Annotated in this window: 17 protein-coding genes; 9 read left to right on the forward strand and 8 right to left on the reverse strand. The window is 63.3% G+C overall.

All coding sequences use genetic code 11. The features are described from left to right. Both WBQ96_RS27695 and WBQ96_RS27700 read left to right on the forward strand, forming a co-directional pair. On the forward strand, window positions 1-266 hold a 266-nt coding region (locus tag WBQ96_RS27695; RefSeq protein ID WP_336553948.1), incomplete at its 5' end, for an NAD(P)(+) transhydrogenase (Re/Si-specific) subunit beta. 8 nt (window positions 267-274) lie between these two features. Further along, window positions 275-961: a phytanoyl-CoA dioxygenase family protein gene (locus tag WBQ96_RS27700; protein WP_336553946.1), complete on the forward strand. Its 687-nt coding sequence runs from the start codon at window positions 275-277 to the stop codon at window positions 959-961. Here the strand turns inward: WBQ96_RS27700 and WBQ96_RS27705 are convergent. The 5 genes from WBQ96_RS27705 to rpsU all read right to left on the reverse strand — a co-directional run bounded on the left by WBQ96_RS27705 (window position 915) and on the right by rpsU (window position 5138). After that, window positions 915-2372: an MFS transporter gene (locus WBQ96_RS27705; protein WP_336553944.1), complete on the reverse strand. Its 1458-nt coding sequence runs from the start codon at window positions 2370-2372 to the stop codon at window positions 915-917. The two genes, WBQ96_RS27700 and WBQ96_RS27705, sit on opposite strands and share 47 nt — an antisense overlap. Next, window positions 2369-3016 (reverse strand): helix-turn-helix transcriptional regulator, encoded by a 648-nt coding sequence (locus WBQ96_RS27710; protein WP_336553943.1) that lies wholly within the window; start codon window positions 3014-3016, stop codon window positions 2369-2371. The genes WBQ96_RS27705 and WBQ96_RS27710 overlap by 4 nt, the downstream gene beginning before the upstream one ends. Before the next feature lie 181 nt (window positions 3017-3197). Beyond that, the gene (locus WBQ96_RS27715) at window positions 3198-3674 is read right to left on the reverse strand and encodes a DUF992 domain-containing protein (protein ID WP_205826850.1); all 477 of its coding nucleotides are present in this window, start codon (window positions 3672-3674) and stop codon (window positions 3198-3200) included. Window positions 3675-3885: 211 nt separating this feature from the next. Continuing rightward, a complete protein-coding gene (locus WBQ96_RS27720) occupies window positions 3886-4731 on the reverse strand; it encodes a tetratricopeptide repeat protein (protein WP_165120720.1) in 846 nt (281 codons plus the stop codon). Window positions 4732-4880: 149 nt separating this feature from the next. Beyond that, complete coding sequence (gene rpsU, locus WBQ96_RS27725; RefSeq protein WP_091915561.1) at window positions 4881-5138, reverse strand: 30S ribosomal protein S21; 258 nt, start codon at window positions 5136-5138, stop codon at window positions 4881-4883. 263 nt (window positions 5139-5401) lie between these two features. Between rpsU and WBQ96_RS27730 the strand changes: the two genes are divergently transcribed. Beyond that, the gene (locus tag WBQ96_RS27730; RefSeq protein ID WP_336553940.1) at window positions 5402-6589 is read left to right on the forward strand and encodes a glycoside hydrolase family 5 protein; all 1188 of its coding nucleotides are present in this window, start codon (window positions 5402-5404) and stop codon (window positions 6587-6589) included. A gap of 46 nt (window positions 6590-6635) precedes the next feature. Here the strand turns inward: WBQ96_RS27730 and WBQ96_RS27735 are convergent, their stop codons facing one another. After that, window positions 6636-7394: an SDR family oxidoreductase gene (locus WBQ96_RS27735; RefSeq protein ID WP_336553939.1), complete on the reverse strand. Its 759-nt coding sequence runs from the start codon at window positions 7392-7394 to the stop codon at window positions 6636-6638. Window positions 7395-7647: 253 nt separating this feature from the next. Between WBQ96_RS27735 and WBQ96_RS27740 the strand changes: the two genes are divergently transcribed. From WBQ96_RS27740 to WBQ96_RS27765, 6 genes are read left to right on the forward strand one after another with little or no spacing between them, the layout of a single operon-like run. Beyond that, complete coding sequence (locus tag WBQ96_RS27740; protein WP_336553937.1) at window positions 7648-8901, forward strand: sarcosine oxidase subunit beta; 1254 nt, start codon at window positions 7648-7650, stop codon at window positions 8899-8901. Then, the gene (locus tag WBQ96_RS27745; protein ID WP_336553935.1) at window positions 8901-9326 is read left to right on the forward strand and encodes a hypothetical protein; all 426 of its coding nucleotides are present in this window, start codon (window positions 8901-8903) and stop codon (window positions 9324-9326) included. The genes WBQ96_RS27740 and WBQ96_RS27745 overlap by 1 nt, the downstream gene beginning before the upstream one ends. 9 nt (window positions 9327-9335) lie before the next feature. Then, window positions 9336-9725, forward strand: a complete 390-nt coding sequence (locus WBQ96_RS27750; RefSeq protein WP_336553933.1) for a sarcosine oxidase subunit delta — start codon at window positions 9336-9338, stop codon at window positions 9723-9725. Continuing rightward, complete coding sequence (locus WBQ96_RS27755; protein ID WP_336553930.1) at window positions 9725-12718, forward strand: sarcosine oxidase subunit alpha; 2994 nt, start codon at window positions 9725-9727, stop codon at window positions 12716-12718. The genes WBQ96_RS27750 and WBQ96_RS27755 overlap by 1 nt, the downstream gene beginning before the upstream one ends. Beyond that, complete coding sequence (locus tag WBQ96_RS27760) at window positions 12711-13277, forward strand: sarcosine oxidase subunit gamma (protein ID WP_336553928.1); 567 nt, start codon at window positions 12711-12713, stop codon at window positions 13275-13277. Before WBQ96_RS27755 ends, WBQ96_RS27760 begins: the two co-directional genes overlap by 8 nt. A 60-nt stretch (window positions 13278-13337) precedes the next feature. Continuing rightward, a complete protein-coding gene (locus WBQ96_RS27765; RefSeq protein ID WP_336553926.1) occupies window positions 13338-13541 on the forward strand; it encodes a hypothetical protein in 204 nt (67 codons plus the stop codon). 87 nt (window positions 13542-13628) lie between these two features. On the opposite strand, the gene WBQ96_RS27770 is transcribed toward WBQ96_RS27765, so the two are convergent. Both WBQ96_RS27770 and WBQ96_RS27775 read right to left on the reverse strand, forming a co-directional pair. After that, entirely contained in the window at window positions 13629-15515 is a 1887-nt protein-coding gene (locus tag WBQ96_RS27770; protein ID WP_336553924.1) for an MFS transporter, read from the reverse strand. Between the two features lie 311 nt (window positions 15516-15826). Beyond that, window positions 15827-16603 (reverse strand): SDR family NAD(P)-dependent oxidoreductase, encoded by a 777-nt coding sequence (locus tag WBQ96_RS27775; protein ID WP_336553922.1) that lies wholly within the window; start codon window positions 16601-16603, stop codon window positions 15827-15829.

A 16603-nucleotide genomic window follows, 5' to 3' on the forward strand; every position in this document is an offset into this window, starting at 1 on the left:
CCGAGTTCGCGCAGGCCGACGTCGCTTACGTCATCGGCGCCAACGACGTCACCAACCCGTCGGCGCGCGACGACAAGTCGTCGCCGATCTACGGTATGCCGATCCTCGACGTCGACAAGGCCCGCACCTGCCTGTTCGTCAAGCGCTCGCTCGGCTCCGGCTATGCCGGCATCGACAACACGCTGTTCTACAAGGACGGCACCATGATGCTGCTCGGCGACGCCAAGAAGATGACCGAGGAAATCGTCAAGGCAATGGATCACTGAGCGCCGATTTGAGCGAACAGCTGCAATTCGACAGAGACGGCGCCGAGATCCTTCGCGGCGCCGTTTCTGCATCGGTGATCGGTGAAGTCATCGATGCCTTCGGCGATACCATCGACGGACGTCCCGGCGTCCGCTCGCTGCAAGTTCCAGCTGAGATCGTCAGGATCGTCGCTGCGGCGGGACCTCTGGGACGGATTGCCCAGTCGTTTCGGCCCGACGACGCGGCGGCCATGGAACCGGTGCGCATCGTCTTCTTCGACAAGACGCCGGAAACCAACTGGGGCGTGCCGTGGCATCAGGACCGGACCATTGCGGTGAAGGCGCGCCACGATGTCGTCGGCTTCAGCAACTGGAACACCAAGGACGGCGTCGCGCATGTCGAGCCGCCTATCGACCTGCTGATGCGGATGGTGACGCTGAGGCTGCATCTCGACGACGCCGGCATCGACAACGGCGCGCTCGACATCGTGCCCGGATCGCATTCGCTGGGCCGGATTCCAGCTGCCGAGGTGATCGATGTCGCGAAGCGCGTACCGTCGGTGCGGTGCACGGCCAAGGCAGGGGATGTGCTGGCGATGCGGCTCGTGACGCTCCACAGGTCGGAACGGTCGGTAAATCCGTCGAGGCGTCGCGTCCTGCATGTCGACTTCAGCCCGGACCGTCTGCCTCCGCCGCTCGCCTGGAATCAGCAGTAAACTTCTGCCGGCGCACAATGCGTGTCGCCGCCACCACGCCGACGATGCCGAGTGGCACGAAGGCCAGGTACAGCCATACCGCCACGCTGTGCGCAGTCGCGCCGCTCAAGCCGTGCGAGAAGCCGCTGGCATTGGCGATGATGCCGCTGATCGCTGCACCGACGGCGTAGCCGATGCGCTGCATGGTCGGTACGGCGGATGACGCGACCGTGCTTTCGGCAGGGTCGGCAGCCGCGACGATGACGCGGGTGACGAAGGGCCATGCGATGCCGAAGCCGCCGCCCTGCAAAAGCGCGCACAACAGCACCAGCAGGATCGAGCCGTTGGGAATTGCGTAGGCGAGGCCTGCGACGCCGGCGGTGATCATGCAGGCGCCGGTGACGATGATCAGCCTTTCGCGGTGTGGCGGTGCGTTGGCGACGAGGATCGACAGGACCGACCAGGCGATGGATTCGGCGGCAATGATGTAGCCTGTCGTCAGCAGCGAGATGCCGTGCAGGCTGGTCAGCAACAGCGGCCCGTAGACGGCGAAGGAAACCGTCGCGACCGAAAAGGCCGCTATCATGATCATGCCGTTGCCGACCGGCGAGTGCCAGTCGAAGGGGCGTGACGGGAACAGCCGCGACAGCGGTTTTCTCGCATCCAGCACGAAGAACATGCCAAGCGCTGCAATGCCGAGCACGAGAAACAGCGACGAGCGCAGCAGGTCAATCTTCACGCCGGCAAGCGCGATCAGGATGACGCTTGCCGCGAGCGCGCCTAGCGCCAGGAAGGGGAAGGGCGGCAGCGTGCCCAGTCCCGCCTTGCGGCGCGTCGCCTCCGGGCTGCGCAGCACGGCAAAGCAGGCCAGTGCCATGGCGATGCCGCCGAGGAAGAACACGCCGAAGGCCCAGCGCCAGGAGAATGCCTGCGCCAGCAGCGCGCCGAGCAGCGGGCCGCTGAAGGCCGCAACGCCCCAGATGGCCGACATGACGCCGAAAAGCTGCGGCCAGATCTTGCGCGGGAAAAGGCGTTCCACCGAAACGAAGGCGAGCGACACCAGCGCGCCGCCGCCGAACCCTTCGATCAGGCGTCCGGTGAGGAACCAGGGCATGGAGGAAGCGGTGGCGCAGAGTAGCGCGCCGGTGGAATAGAGCAGGGCGGCAACCACCATGTTGGTGCGCAGCGGCACATAGCTGACCAGCCTGCCGGCGGCGGCACCGGCAACGATGGCGCCGACCTCGTAGATGGCGAGCGACCAGCCGACCAGCTGGACGCCGGAAAGATCGCCGACCATGGCCGGCATGATGGTCGCCACCATGGTTTCGTTGGTGGCATGAAGGAGGATGCCGAGGCAGATGAAGCAGAAGCGGGCGAGATCGCCGCTTGCCCACAAGGCATGCCAGTCGACGCGGTTTGAAGCCACGCTCATTTTGTTGTCTCCGATGCGGGGGATATGCGGTAGGCGCAGCGCCGCGCGCCGGCCAGTATGTAGTCGGTGCGCTCGACGCTGACGTCGTCGCCCAGCACCTGCCGGAACAGCGCCAGCTCCGAACGGCAGAAGCCCTGGCAGATGCTTGCGGCAGCGCAGATCGGGCAGTGGTTCTCGGCAAGCAGCCATGCGCCGTCAGGCAGGGGGGCAGCATCGGCGAGATAGCCTTCCTGGCTCCTGATGTCGGCAAGCCTGGCGACGCGCTCGGCTAGCCCCTCCAGCCCGGCAAGTGCGGCATCGTAGCGCCGCAGCATCTGCCGCTCGCGGTCGCCGATCAGCCGGTCGAGACCGTCTTCGCCGAAAAGCGTGCGCACGGAATCGAGCATCTCGACCGTCAGCACCGCATGGCTGTCGGGAAACAGCTTTTGCGCTTCCGGAGTGAGCTGCCAGTAACGCTCCGGCCGGCCGACCTTTCCGCCGCGATCGTCGAAGGCAACGAGGCGGGCATCGAGAAGGGCAGTGAGATGCTTGCGCGCGCCCGGCGTGGTGATGTCGAGATGCTCGGCGATCGCGCCGGTCGTCTGCGCGCCGTGAAATTTTATGCGCCGCAGAATACGGTCTTCGCTTGGACTTGTTTGCCGCACGGCAACTGCCTCGCTAATAAAGAAACTATTTGGTTTCTAAATTAAGCAAGGCTGATCGGCAATGAGCCGCATGGTCTGGATCAGGTGGTTGTCGCCTCTGGCGCAAGGGTGGCACAAACAGCAAAAAGCCCGGCCGATGGATCGGCCGGGCTTTCTCAGTTCGACCGCGAGCAGCGGCGAATTACTTCAGCGACTTGTAGAGCTCGAGCTGCGTCACAGCCAGCGCGACATTGACGCCGGTCTGGGTCTGGACACTGAGCGGCTGCAGCGTAAAGGCGCGGCTGTTGCCGCCGAGCAGGACATTCACGCCGCCGCCGGTGACAAGGCTGGCATCGGCGGATGCGCCGAAATATTTGCCAGCGAGCGCACCGCTGCCATAGCCGTCCCAGTCGGTGGCCAGAACCGCCCAGCTGATCGACGACTGATGGGTCATGCCAAGGTCGGCGCCGAGCTTGGAGATGACGCCGCTGTAGACGTCAGGGCCATAGGCCTTGTTGTAGGGCTTGAACGTGCAGGCCAAGCCCTTGTTCGAGCCGATGATGTAGGACGTGCCGCCATCGACGACGCAATCGAGAATGCCGAGCTGTACGCTTCCGGCATGTGCGGGAAGGGTCGAGACGGCGGAAAACAGAGCCGCGGCGAGAACAAATTTCTTCATGATTCAACTCCAGCAATTCGTGCTGAGCCAAGCCCCGATCCAATCCCTTGGGAAAGCAAACAGAACCCCCAGCCTTACAAGCACGATCTAGGCCGCAAACACGGCAAATTTTTGCCGTTTTCAACGCAGGATCGTGTCTTTAAAACCGATTGGGGTGCCGTTCGGTTCCATTGCGGAATCAATCGGCCTGCACTTGCTGGAACGGTTGGCTTTATGAGCCGCGCGTGCGTGCCAGGCCTTCGGTCGCCGGCTTGTAGTTGGGATCGAGCTGTGCGGCCCGCGCATAGGATTTAGCCGCCCGAGCCTTGTCGCCGCGCCGCTCATAGATCAGCGCCTGGTTGGCCCAGCTTTCGGCAATGTTGCCGTCGAGCTTGATCGCCATGTTGAAGTCGGCGAAGGCGTTGTCCTCGTCATTGGTGGCGAGGTAGGAAAGGCCGCGGCCGTTGTAAGGTTCGGCGGCGTCGGGCGACAGCGAGATCGCGGTCGAGAAATCCTCGATGGCGAAGGCGTGCTGGCCCTGGCTCTGATAGATCAGGCCGCGATTGTGATAGGCGCGCGCATCGGTCGTGTCGAGCTGGATCGCCTTCTGGAAATCGTTGAAAGCGTCCTGCGTGCGGCCCGCCTTGCGGTAGAGATTGCCGCGGCCGATATAGGCGGCGTCGTAATTGGCGTTGAGCTGGATGGCTTGGTTGTAGTCGGCGAGCGCTTTCCCCTGATCGCCGAGAAAGCGCTGGATGAGGGCGCGGTTGGCGTAGGCCTGGTAGAAATTCGGCTTAAGCTCGATCGCCTTGTCGAAATCCTTCAGGGCTTCGCGATACTTGCCGCCGCGGCCATAGGCCGAGCCGCGCACATTGTAGCCTTCGGGATCCTGCGGATTGCGGGAGATGACCGCCGAGAGCGACGAGATGTTCTCGCTCGATCCCTGAGCTGTTTCGACGGAAGTGAGTTCGCCTGTCGGGCCGCTCTGGCAGGCGGTGAGCGCGACACCCGAAAGCAGCGCTGCCGCCAAGGCCGCGTTGCGCCAGGAATGATTGCGCCCGCCGATCAATGCTTCCATCTCTGCTCTTCCCTTGTGGTCGGCCGAACTATCCGGCGGAGGCTCCGCGGCAGCATATAGCGCGCAATCGGAACAAAACAAAAAGGTGGCGGTGATTCTTCATCACCCCACCTTCCGTATCCTCGCAAAAGGACGAAATATTGGCCAGATCAACGCGCCGGGCGCGCTGCACCTGCGGCCGGAACCGGACGCGGGGTCATCGGCAGCAGGCCTTCGCGCTGAGCGCGCTTGCGGGCCAGCTTGCGGGCGCGGCGAACTGCTTCAGCCTTTTCGCGGGCGCGCTTTTCCGACGGCTTCTCGTAGTGGCCGCGCATCTTCATTTCACGGAAGATACCTTCGCGCTGCATCTTCTTCTTGAGCGCGCGAAGCGCCTGATCAACATTGTTGTCGCGGACGAGTACCTGCACGGGCAATCCTGTCTTTCGGGTTCGAATCAATATAGCGGGGCGAATAGCCACTGGCTTTCGCAGCGGTCACCACCGCGAATTGCGGCGGCTGATAGCAGAATCAAGCGGCGTTGTCGAGAGCAGAGTGCGCAAAAGGCGTGTAACGCTCTCTCAAATGTGAAAATGCGCGCGCAATCTGCCGCGCAACGCATTTCCGCCTGAATAAACCGGAAGAAACCGCCGGTCAACGAAACCGCGACATCAAATACTGGGAACACTCGATCGTGCGCTTGCTGAACTGCCTGCTTGTCTCGCTTTGCCTCGTTTCCCAGGCGGGTGCCGCCGATCTCATTGGCTTCTGGGACAAACCCCAGCACGGCGGCAACAGCTTCAATCGCCTGCCGCCGGACGAGACCTATTTCAACGCCTTGCATGGCTACGGCGCGAGCTGGGTGCGGCTTTCCTACGATAAATGGAAGCCGGAAAAGCGCGACTTTTTGCTCGGTGACGCGGGCCGTTATGAAGGCCTGATGCAAAAGGATCTGGCAGCTCTGAAAGAAACGCTCGATCGCGCTGACAAGGCTGGGCTGAAAGTAGTGATCGCGCCGCTGTCGCTGCCCGGCATGCGCTGGTCGCAGAACAATGACGGCAAGTTCGACGGGCGCCTGTGGCAGGAAAAGGCCTATTGGACGCAGGCCGCCGCCTTCTGGCGCGATCTTGCGGCTGCGCTGAAGGATCATCCTGCGGTTGCCGCCTACAACATCATCAACGAACCGGCGCCGGAGAAGCAGAACGGGCTTGCCGAGCACGCCGATGCGGCCGCGATGCAGGCCTGGTACAAGGATGCCGCCGGCACGCCGCGCGATCTGCCAGCCTTTTATGAGACCGTGATCAAGGCTATCCGCGAAGTCGATCCGAAGACGCCTATCATGGTAGATGCCGGCTGGTATGCCGCTGCCGATGCGTTTTCCTACTGGCCCGGCCCGCTTGCCGACGACAAAGTCCTCTACAGCTTCCACATGTACGAACCCTATGCGGCGACCAGTGCACCCAACCTCAAGCGCGAAAAACCCTATGCCTATCCGGGCGAGGTGCCCTTCGGCGAAGTCTCGGAAAACTGGGATGCGAAACGGGTAGACGCCTATCTCCAGCTTCCGCTCGATTGGGCACAAAAACACGGCGTTGCGGAGAACCGCATCGTTGCCGGCGAGTTCGGTTGCATGCGCAGGCTGGCCGGCTGCCGGCAGTATCTCGACGATGTGCTGACGAAGCTCGACGCGAACAGGCTGCATTGGGCCTTCTACAGCTTTCGCGAGGACAGCTGGGACGGCATGGACTACGAGCTGGGTCGTGAGAAGGTGAATTGGAAATACTGGGAGGCGATCGACGCCGGAAAGCCCGACCCGGTCAAGCGCAAGGCAACGCCGGAATTCGAGCCGATTTCCAGCCGGTTGAAGCAAACGGCCGACTAGGCGACACCGATCCTTGAAGATCGGCATCGCCTTGCAATCGTCCGGCTCAGACCCGGTTGATGGACACGCCGCCATCGGCAAACAGCGCGGTGCCGGTGGTGAAGCTCGAAGCATCCGAGGCAAGGAAAAGTGCCGAGCGGGCGATTTCTTCGGGCTTTGCGACGCGCTTCAGCGCATGCAAACCTTCGACGAAGGCCCATTCCTCTGGCGTCTTGAACGTTGCCGCCGGCGTGTCGGTGCCGCCGGGCAGGAGCGCATTGACGCGCAGGCCGCGTGGCCCGTACTCGGCTGCAAGCGTCTGAGTCAGGCCGATCAGCGCGGCCTTGGCGGCGGCATAGGCCGCCATTCCCGGCATGCCGACCGTGTGGCCGACAAAGCTCGAGGTGAAGATCAGCGAGCCGCCGCCGCGCTCCAGCATGGCCGGGATCTGATATTTTGCGCCGAGAAAGGCGCCGGTCAGATTGGTGTCCAGCGTCGCATTCCACGCCTCGAGGGACATGTCCGGGACAGGACCCATCTCTCCGGTCGCGCCGGCATTGTTGAAGGCGATGTCGAGGCCGCCGAATTCGTCGGTTGCCAGATCGACCAGTGCCTTGGCGTAGGCCTCGTCGCGGACGTCGCCGGCAAGCGCGATTGCCGTGCCGCCATCCCCTTTGATTTCTGCGACCAGCGCGTCGAGTTCGGCCTGACGCCGGGCGGCAATGACGAGTTTCGCGCCTTCTGCGGCAAAGAGTTTTGCGGCGGCGCGGCCGATGCCGGAACTGGCTCCGGTGACGATTGCGACCTTGTTGATGAGTGCGGACATGGTTGGCGTTTCCTCTGTGGATTGGCGGATCGGAGCGATCCGCATCGATGCGCCGTCGTCGCAAATGAGGACGGTGCGAGCCACCCGATACCTGCCGGCAGTTGAGAGGATTTGTCGCGGCTGGCAGGCACTGGCGCAAAACGGCAATAGCCGTCGCAAACAGTGCAAAGCTGGCAGTCGCTTTTCGCTAGTGATACACCTCGCGCTCTGAATTCAGAGACGACATCTTCCGACATCCAAGAGGCCAGTGCCCATGCGGAAATATTCGGTTTTTGCCATCGCCCGCGAGGCCATGCGCGGCCACAAGGGCTGGGACGAGCAGTGGTCTTCGCCCGAGCCGAAGGCGGAATACGACGTGATTATCGTCGGTGCGGGCGGGCACGGGCTGGCGACCGCCTATTATCTGGCCAAGGAACACGGCATCACCAATGTCGCGGTGCTGGAAAAGGGCTGGCTCGGCGGCGGCAACACTGGCCGCAACACCACCATCATCCGCTCCAACTATCTCTATGACGAATCGGCCGGCATCTACGACCACGCCGTGAAGCTGTGGGACGGGCTTTCGCAGGACCTCAACTACAACGTCATGTATTCGGCGCGCGGCGTCATGATGCTGGCGCATAATGTGCACGACGTGCAGGTGCTCAAGCGGCATGTCCATGCCAACCGGCTGAACGGCATCGACAATGAATGGCTGACGCCCGAAGCGGCCAAGGAATTCTGCCCGCCGCTCAACATCTCGAAGGAGGCGCGCTATCCCGTCGTTGGGGCCTCCCTCCAGCGGCGCGGCGGCACGGCACGACACGATGCGGTGGCCTGGGGCTATGCGCGCGCCGCCTCGGCGCGTGGCGTCCACATCATCCAGAATTGCGAAGTTACTGGCATCAAACGCGCGCCGAACGGTGCCGTGATGGGCGTCGAGACCTCGCGTGGCTTCATCGGCGCGAAGAAGGTCGGCGTGGTTGCCGCCGGCCACACATCGGTGCTGATGGACATGGCAGGCGTGCGCATGCCGCTGGAAAGCTATCCCTTGCAGGCGCTGGTGTCGGAGCCGGTCAAGCCGGTGGTTCCCTGCGTGGTCATGTCGAACACGGTGCACGCCTATATCTCGCAGTCGGACAAGGGCGAGCTGGTCATCGGCGCGGGCACCGATCAGTATATCTCCTATTCGCAGACCGGCGGCCTGCACATCCTCAACCACACGCTCGACGCCATCTGCGAGATGTTCCCGATCTTCACGCGCATGAAGATGCTGCGGAGCTGGGGCGGCATCGTCGACGTGACGCCCGATCGCTCGCCGATCCTGGCCAAGACGCCGGTGCAGGGGCTCTACGTCAATTGCGGCTGGGGCACGGGCGGCTTCAAGGCCACGCCCGGTTCGGGCAACGTCTTTGCCCACACCATCGCCCGCGACGAGCCGCATCCGATCAACGCGCCTTTCACCATCGAGCGCTTCCGCACCGGACGGCTTATCGATGAGGCGGCAGCGGCGGCGGTGGCGCACTGATGACGGCTCTGGCAGCCACTCTTGCCGTCGTCGCGCCGCTGGTTCTTGCCGGCGAGAAGGGACTGTTTCATTTTCCCGGCGCCGACGAAGTGCGGTTGCAGAAGCTCAGCCGTGCCGACAATGAACAGGATTGGCCCTTCACGGTCAGCTCCGGCTATCTCGCCTGCGTCTGGAGTGCCGGCAAGAGGATGGTGATGTTCCTTGAGGAGCAGGCAAGCGACGAGGCGGACGCTACCCGGATGCGCAAGGTCTTCGTCTCGGTCAATCCCTTCGAACTCACCCTCGGCAACATGGCCGATCGCGACCTCATCGTGCCGATGGATTCCGTCGAGGCACTGGTGAAGCGCATGGCGCCCTTCGCGGCACTCGGCGAACGGCTCTGCGACCAGCCCCAGGGTTCAAAAATCCGCCAAGGCGAACTTTAGGAACAAGACATGCTTCTCATCCGCTGCCCCTATTGCGAGGAAGAGCGTCCGGAACTCGAATTCCGCAACGCCGGCGAAGCCCACATCGCGCGCGCTGCCGACATCGCGGCGGTAAGCGACGAGGATTTCGAAAAATTCTTCTTCATCCGCTCGAATCCCAAGGGCATCATCTATGAGCGCTGGCGGCATATTCACGGCTGCGCGCGCTTCTTCAACGCGGTGCGCGACACGGTCACCGACAAGTTCGTCATGACCTACAAGGCCGGCGAGCCGAAGCCCGACATCTCCAAGCTGAAGAAGGAGAGCGGGCCGACAGCCTATGCCAACCGCCCGCCGGACCAACTGAATGTGAAGAAACCGGCGGCAAAGCGCGCGCCGGCCAGCAAGGGAGACGCGTGATGGCCGCCACGCACCGCATTTCCGGCCATGGCCGCCTCACGCCGGCAAAGACCGTGCGTTTCACCTTCGACGGGCAGTCCTATTCAGGGCTCGCTGGCGACACGCTGGCCTCGGCGCTTCTGGCCAATGGCGTCCATCTCGTCGGCCGCTCGTTCAAATATCACCGGCCGCGCGGCATTCTCTCTGCCGGTGCGGAAGAGCCGAACGCGCTGGTGTCTGTCGAGCGCGACGCGGCGCGCCGGACGCCCAATGTCCGCGCCACGGTGCAGGAGCTCTATGACGGCCTTAGCGCCAGTTCGCAGAACCGCTGGCCGTCGCTCTCCTTCGATGTTGGTGCCGTCAACGATCTGGCCTCGCCGATGTTTTCGGCCGGCTTCTACTACAAGACTTTCATGTGGCCGAAGGCTGCATGGAAGAGCCTTTATGAGCCGAAAATCCGCGCCGCTGCCGGTCTTGGCGTTTCGCCTGACCAGCCCGACCCGGACCATTATTCCGCGCGCTTCGAGCATTGCGACGTGCTGGTGCTGGGCGGCGGCGCTGCCGGCCTTGCGGCAGCCCTTGCCGCTGCCGAGACCGGCGCGCGCGTCATCATCTGCGACGAGCAGGCCGAACTTGGCGGCGCGCTGCGCTTCGAGGCTGGCACCAGCATCGACGGGGCCGATGGCTGGTCGTGGGCGCAGGCGACGGTCGCGAAACTCGCGGCGATGGACAATGTCCACGTGCTACCGCGCACCACTGCTTTTGGGTACTACGCGCAGAATTTCGTCGGCCTGACCGAGCGGGTCAGCGAGCATCTCGCCAGCCCCGGCCACGACCTGCCGCGCGAACGGCTGTGGCAGGTGCGCGCCAGGCGCGTCATCCTCGCGACCGGCGCAATCGAGCGTCACATGGTGTTTGCCGACAACGACCGGCCGGGCATCATGCTGGCTTCGGCAGTCCGCACCTATCTCAACCATTACGGCGTTGCCGTTGGCAACAATGTGGGCGTCTACACCGCCAACGACACGGCCTATGCGGCGGCGATCGACCTGAAGAAGGCGGGCGTCAACATCGCAGCCATCGTCGATCTGCGCGACAATCCGGCGGGTGCTCTCGTCGATGAGGCGCGCGCGCTCGGCATCGAGATCAACCACGGCCGCGCCGTCATCAAGACCGGCGGCCGCCTGCGGGTTTCCTCCATGACGATCCAGCCGAAGAATGGCGGCGGCGAGCGCAACATCCCCATCGATGCATTGCTGATGTCATCAGGCTGGACGCCGTCGGTGCACCTGTTCTCGCAGTCGCGCGGCAAGGTCGCCTTCGACGACGCCACCAAGCGCTTCCTGCCTGGCACCTACGCGCAGGATTGCGTCTCCGTCGGCGCCTGCAACGGCACGGACGGCATTTCCGCAACCCTCGACGAAGCCTATGCGGCTGGCGAGAAGGCGGCGAAGGATGCCGGTGCGAAGGCCGGCAAGTCGGCCAAGCCGAAGGCCGAGACCTCAGAAAGCTGGGCCGGCGGCATGCTTGGTGCCGGACCCGGCGCCGGTGCTGACACGACCGTGAAAGCTTTCGTTGACTTCCAGAACGACGTTACCGCCAAGGACATTCGCCTTGCCGTGCGCGAAGGCATGCGCTCGATCGAGCACGTCAAGCGCTTTACCACCAACGGCATGGCGACCGACCAGGGCAAGACCTCCAACATGCACGGTCTGGCGATCGCCGCTGAGACGCTGGACAAGGACATTCCCTCGGTCGGCCTCACCACCTTCCGCGCGCCCTATACGCCGGTGACGTTCGGCTCCATCGTCAATCACGGTCGCGGCGTGCTGTTCGATCCGACGCGCAAGACGGCGATGCACGGCTGGGCCGAGGCCCATGGCGCTGTGTTCGAGGATGTCGGCCAATGGAAGCGCGCCTGGTATTTCCCCAAGCCGGGCGAGGACATGCATGCGGCGGTCAACCGCGAATGCGTGACGGTGCGCAAGGCTGCCGGCCTGTTCGATGCCTCGACGCTGGGCAAGATCGAGGTCGTCGGGCCGGATGCGGCGAAGTTCATGGAACTGCTCTACACCAATCCGTGGGAGAAGCTGGAACCCGGCCGTTGCCGCTACGGCATCATGCTGCGCGAAGACGGTTTTATCTATGACGACGGCGTTGTCGGCAGGCTGGCGGCAGATCGTTTCCACGTCACGACGACGACCGGCGGCGCGGCCCGCGTCATGAACCACATGGAGGATTACCTCCAGACCGAGTTCCCGCATCTCAATGTCTGGCTGAGTTCGATTTCCGAGCAGTGGGCCGTTATCGCGGTCCAAGGCCCGAACTCGCGAAAAATTATCGAGCCGCTGGTCGAGGGCATCGACATGTCGGACGAGGCGCTGCCGCATATGTCGGTGCGCGAAGGCAAGATCTGCGGTGTACCGACGCGGCTGTTCCGCATGTCGTTCACCGGCGATCGCGGCTTCGAGGTCAACGTGCCGGCGGACTACGGCCAGGCCGTGTGGGAAGCGCTGTGGGCCGAGGGCCAGAAGCACGGCGCCTGCGCTTATGGCACCGAGGCGATGCATGTGCTGCGCGCCGAAAAGGGCTACATCATCGTCGGCCAGGACACGGACGGCACGGTGACGCCGAACGATGCCGGGCTCGACTGGGCGATCGGCAAGAAGAAGACCGATTTCGTCGGCATTCGCGGCCTGACGAGGCCGGATCTGGTCGCCAAAGGCCGCAAGCAGCTTGTCGGCCTGAAGGCGAAGGACCCGAAGGTGGTGCTGGAAGAGGGCGCGCAGATCGTTGCCGATCCGAAGCAGCCGATCCCGATGAAGATGATCGGCCATGTCACGTCGAGCTACTGGTCGGAGAATTGCGGCCGGGGCATCGCGCTGGCCGTTGTGATCGACGGGCGCGACCGCATGGGGCAGACGCTTCATGTGCCGATGCCTGATAGCGTGATCGAGGTCGAGGTCTGCTCGCCCGTATTCTTCGACGAGAAGGGAGAGCGCCTCAATGGCTAAAGCTGCTGTCAAAACTGCGACGGCCACGCGCGCACCGGCGCTTGCCGGGCGTGATTTCTCCGCCACCGGCGTCAAGCTTGCCGTGCTGGCGCCTGCCGAACGTATTTCGCTGCGCGCGCCCGCCGCGTCCGTCGCCGCCTTGTCAAAGGCGCTCGGTGTAACCTTGGCCAAGGCGCCGAAGACATCGGCTTCGAAGGATGGGCGTACCGCACTCTGGCTCGGGCCGGACGAGTGGCTTGTCATCGACGAGGCAGGTGGCGATCCGCTGGCCGATTGCGCCGGCGTCAAGGCGCTGCATTCGGCGGTCGGCGTCTCGCATCGCAATGTCGGCTTCTCCGTCACCGGGCCGGCAGCGGCTGCCACGCTCAATGCGGGTTGCCCGCAGGACCTGTCGCTTGCGGCGTTTCCGGTCGGCGCGTGTTCGCGGACAGTCCTGGGCAAGATCGAGGTCGTGATCCTGCGCACGTCGGAAGATGCTTTCCGCGTAGAATGCTGGCGTTCGTTCTCGGATTATGCCTTCGCGTTCCTGTCGCAGGCGGCTGTTGACGCTGCCGCCTGAAGGGTGGAACCTTCGATTGCAGGCGGCGTTTTGCGCTTATGCAGATTGAGGGAAACCACCATGCCGAAACCGACATCTAAGCCGACCGCCAAGAGATCACCGGCCGTGCGCTCGCTTGAACGCGAGCAGCGCAAGAAGGAACGTGAAAACAAGACTGCGGATGAAGAGCTCGAGGAAGGGTTGGAAGATACGTTTCCGGCCAGCGACCCTGTCTCGGTGACATCGACGTCGATATCCGGTGGGCCGAAGAAAAAGAGCAAATAGGAAGGTCGATTTCAGATCGATTGCAAAAAGAAGCGCCCGGCAGGTGACCTGCCGGGCGCTTTGGTTTTTGATGCCTTACTTGATGCCTTACTTGATGGCGTCGAGGTCGGTGTCCTTGGTGTCTCTCACGAAGATCAGGCCGATGATCAGTGTCATCGCCGCGATCACGATCGGATACCAGAGGCCGTAGTAGATATCGCCCTTGGCCGCGCTCATGGCGAACACGACTGCCGGCAGCAGGCCGCCGAACCAGCCGTTGCCGATGTGGTAAGGCAGCGACATGCCGGTGTAGCGGATGCGGGTCGGGAACATCTCGACCAGGATCGCAGCGATCGGCCCGTAGACCATCGTCACATAAACGACGAACACGAACAGGATGGCGATGATCTTCGGCCAGCTGACGGCGGCCGGATCGGCAACCATCTTGAACGCGCCGGCGCCGGGAACGGTATAAACCGGCACTTCGGTAGCACCTGCCGCTTCCTCGGCCGTCACCAGCTTGTCGGCGATGGCCTTGTCGACCGGAACCATGGCCTTTTCGCCGCCGCGGACAGCGGCTGCGTCAAGCGCCAGTTTCGGGTTGGCGGCGACCAATGCGTCGAGCTTCGAATCCGCGACCTTCGCAGGATCGCGAACCAGCGGATAGCCGCCGTCCTGAAGAGCGATGTTGATGCCCTTCTTGAAGGCGCCGTCTTTGGCGGCAGCATCGGCTCCGGCAGCGACCACGTCGTAGGATTCGACGGTTTCCTCGCCGATCTTCACGCTCGCAGGCGTGCCGGCGGGAGCCGTCGCCACGATGTCGTAGGGAACTGCGCTCTTTGCCAGGAAGTCCGTTGCGACGTCGCAGGAGGTCAGCGGCTTTCTGGTGCCGACCGGGTTGAACTGGAACTTGCAGTCCCCCGGAGCAGCCGTCACCGTTGCACGAACGTTCTGCTGTGCGCTGGCGAGTGCCGGGTTTGCGGCCCAGGTAAGCGCCTTGAACAGTGGGAAGTAGGTGACGATGGCGAGCGCAAGGCCGGCCATGATGATCGGCTTGCGGCCGATCTTGTCCGACAGCCAGCCGAAGAAGACGAAGAAGCCGGTGCCGAGCGCCAGCGCGATGGCGATCATGATATTGACCGAGACGCCATCCACCTTGAGCACGTTCTGCAGGAAGAACAGCGTGTAGAACTGGCCGGAATACCACACCACGGCCTGGCCGGCGGTGAGGCCGAACAGGGCAAGCAGCGCGATCCTGGCGTTCTTCCATTGTCCGAAGGCTTCCGACAGTGGCGCTTTGGAACCCTTGCCTTCTTCCTTCATGCGCTGGAAAGCCGGCGATTCGCTCAGCGACAGTCGAATCCACACGGAAATGCCGAGCAGGACGACCGAGATCAGGAACGGAATGCGCCAACCCCAGGCCTTGAAGTCGTCGGCGCTCATCGAGGCCTGTATGATCAGGATGATGACCAGCGACAGGAACAGGCCGAGCGTGGCCGTCGTCTGGATCCAGGAGGTGTAGAAGCCGCGCCTGCCGTCGGGCGCGTGCTCCGCGACATAGGTCGCAGCACCGCCATATTCGCCGCCGAGCGCCAGGCCCTGAAGCATACGAAGGATGATCAGGATGATCGGGGCGGCAATACCGATGGTGGCCGAGCCGGGCAGCAGGCCGACGAGGAATGTCGACGTGCCCATGATCATGATGGTGACGAGGAAGGTGTATTTGCGGCCGACGAGATCGCCGACGCGGCCGAAGATGAGCGCGCCGAAGGGGCGCACGAGGAAGCCGGCAGCAAAGGCCAGAAGCGCAAAGATGTTGCGCGTGGCTTCAGGATATTCGCTGAAGAAGGCCGCGCCGATGAAGGCGGCAAGCGCACCGTAGAGATAGAAATCGTACCATTCGAAAACCGTGCCGAGCGAGGAAGCGAAGATGACCTTCTTTTCCTCACGGGTCATGCCGCGCGTGGCTGAGCCCGCGCTTGCTGCCATTGCCATTGATGTGTCCTCCCAAAGATCCCGCCGACACGGGCAGACAAGCGTAGGCCAACCAACCCTATTCGGCGGGTGAAAGTTACGCGTGCGAAAGGTCGAGGACCATCGATCCTTTGGTTTTATGACTTTCGTCTAAGAGGTTGCAGGCCCAAGCCGGCTGACGATTTCCAAGACCTCTTTGAGAATTCGCTCGGGCGAGGCAGCTGGGGTGGTTTTCGAGAACCGGAGCGGAGCGGACTTTCGGGTCCGTGAGCACCGGAAGCGGAGAAAACTGCGTCAGATGTCCGCCGGAGTAGAATTATCAAAAGGTCTGTTCAGATGGCCGAAATGCCACCGTCGACCGCCAGCGTATGGCCGGTCATGAAGGAGTTCTTCGGGGCAGCGGCAAACATGATCACCTCGATGACCTCGTCCACTTCGGCGACGCGTTTCATCGGCACGCCGCGCGTCAATTCGGTGATCGCCTCGGCCTCGGTGGCGCGCGTGATCTTGACGAAATCGTCGACCATTTTCGTCCGGGCATAGGCGGGACAGACCGCGTTGACGCGAATGCCCTTGGATGCGTATTCGGCGGCAGCCGAGCGTGTCAGGCCGACGACACCGTGCTTGGCTGCCGAATAGACCGAGAGTTTCGGCGCGCCGCCAAGGCCCGCGACGGAGGCGATGTTGACGATGGCGCCACCCTTGCCGGTCTTGCGGAATTGCCGCTCCATGACCGGAAGCTGCGCCTTCAGGGCGTAGAAGACGCCGAGCAGATCGACCTCGATGATCCGCCGCGCCTCGTCGGAGGGAACCTGCGGCAGGCGCACGAAGCTCTGGGCGATGCCGGCATTGTTGACGGCGATGTCGAGACGCCCGAAGCGTTCGACGGCCAGTGCCGCCAGCTTTTCCGAAAGCTCTTCGTCGGCGACGTTTCCGGCCAGAATGGCTGTCTCGACATCGAGCGTCTCGGCAAAGGCCGACAGGACGCCCTCGTCCATGTCCGAGAGGATGAGCCGCGCGCCTTCGGCTGCGAAACGCTCGGCGGCACGGCGGCCGAATCCGCCCGTCGCCCCGGTTATCAACACGGTCATCCCGTCAAAACGGCTCAT

The sequence above is a fragment of the Mesorhizobium sp. CCNWLY176 genome (genome assembly GCF_037153935.1).
In the GTDB taxonomy this organism is placed as follows: domain Bacteria; phylum Pseudomonadota; class Alphaproteobacteria; order Rhizobiales; family Rhizobiaceae; genus Mesorhizobium_M; species Mesorhizobium_M zhangyense.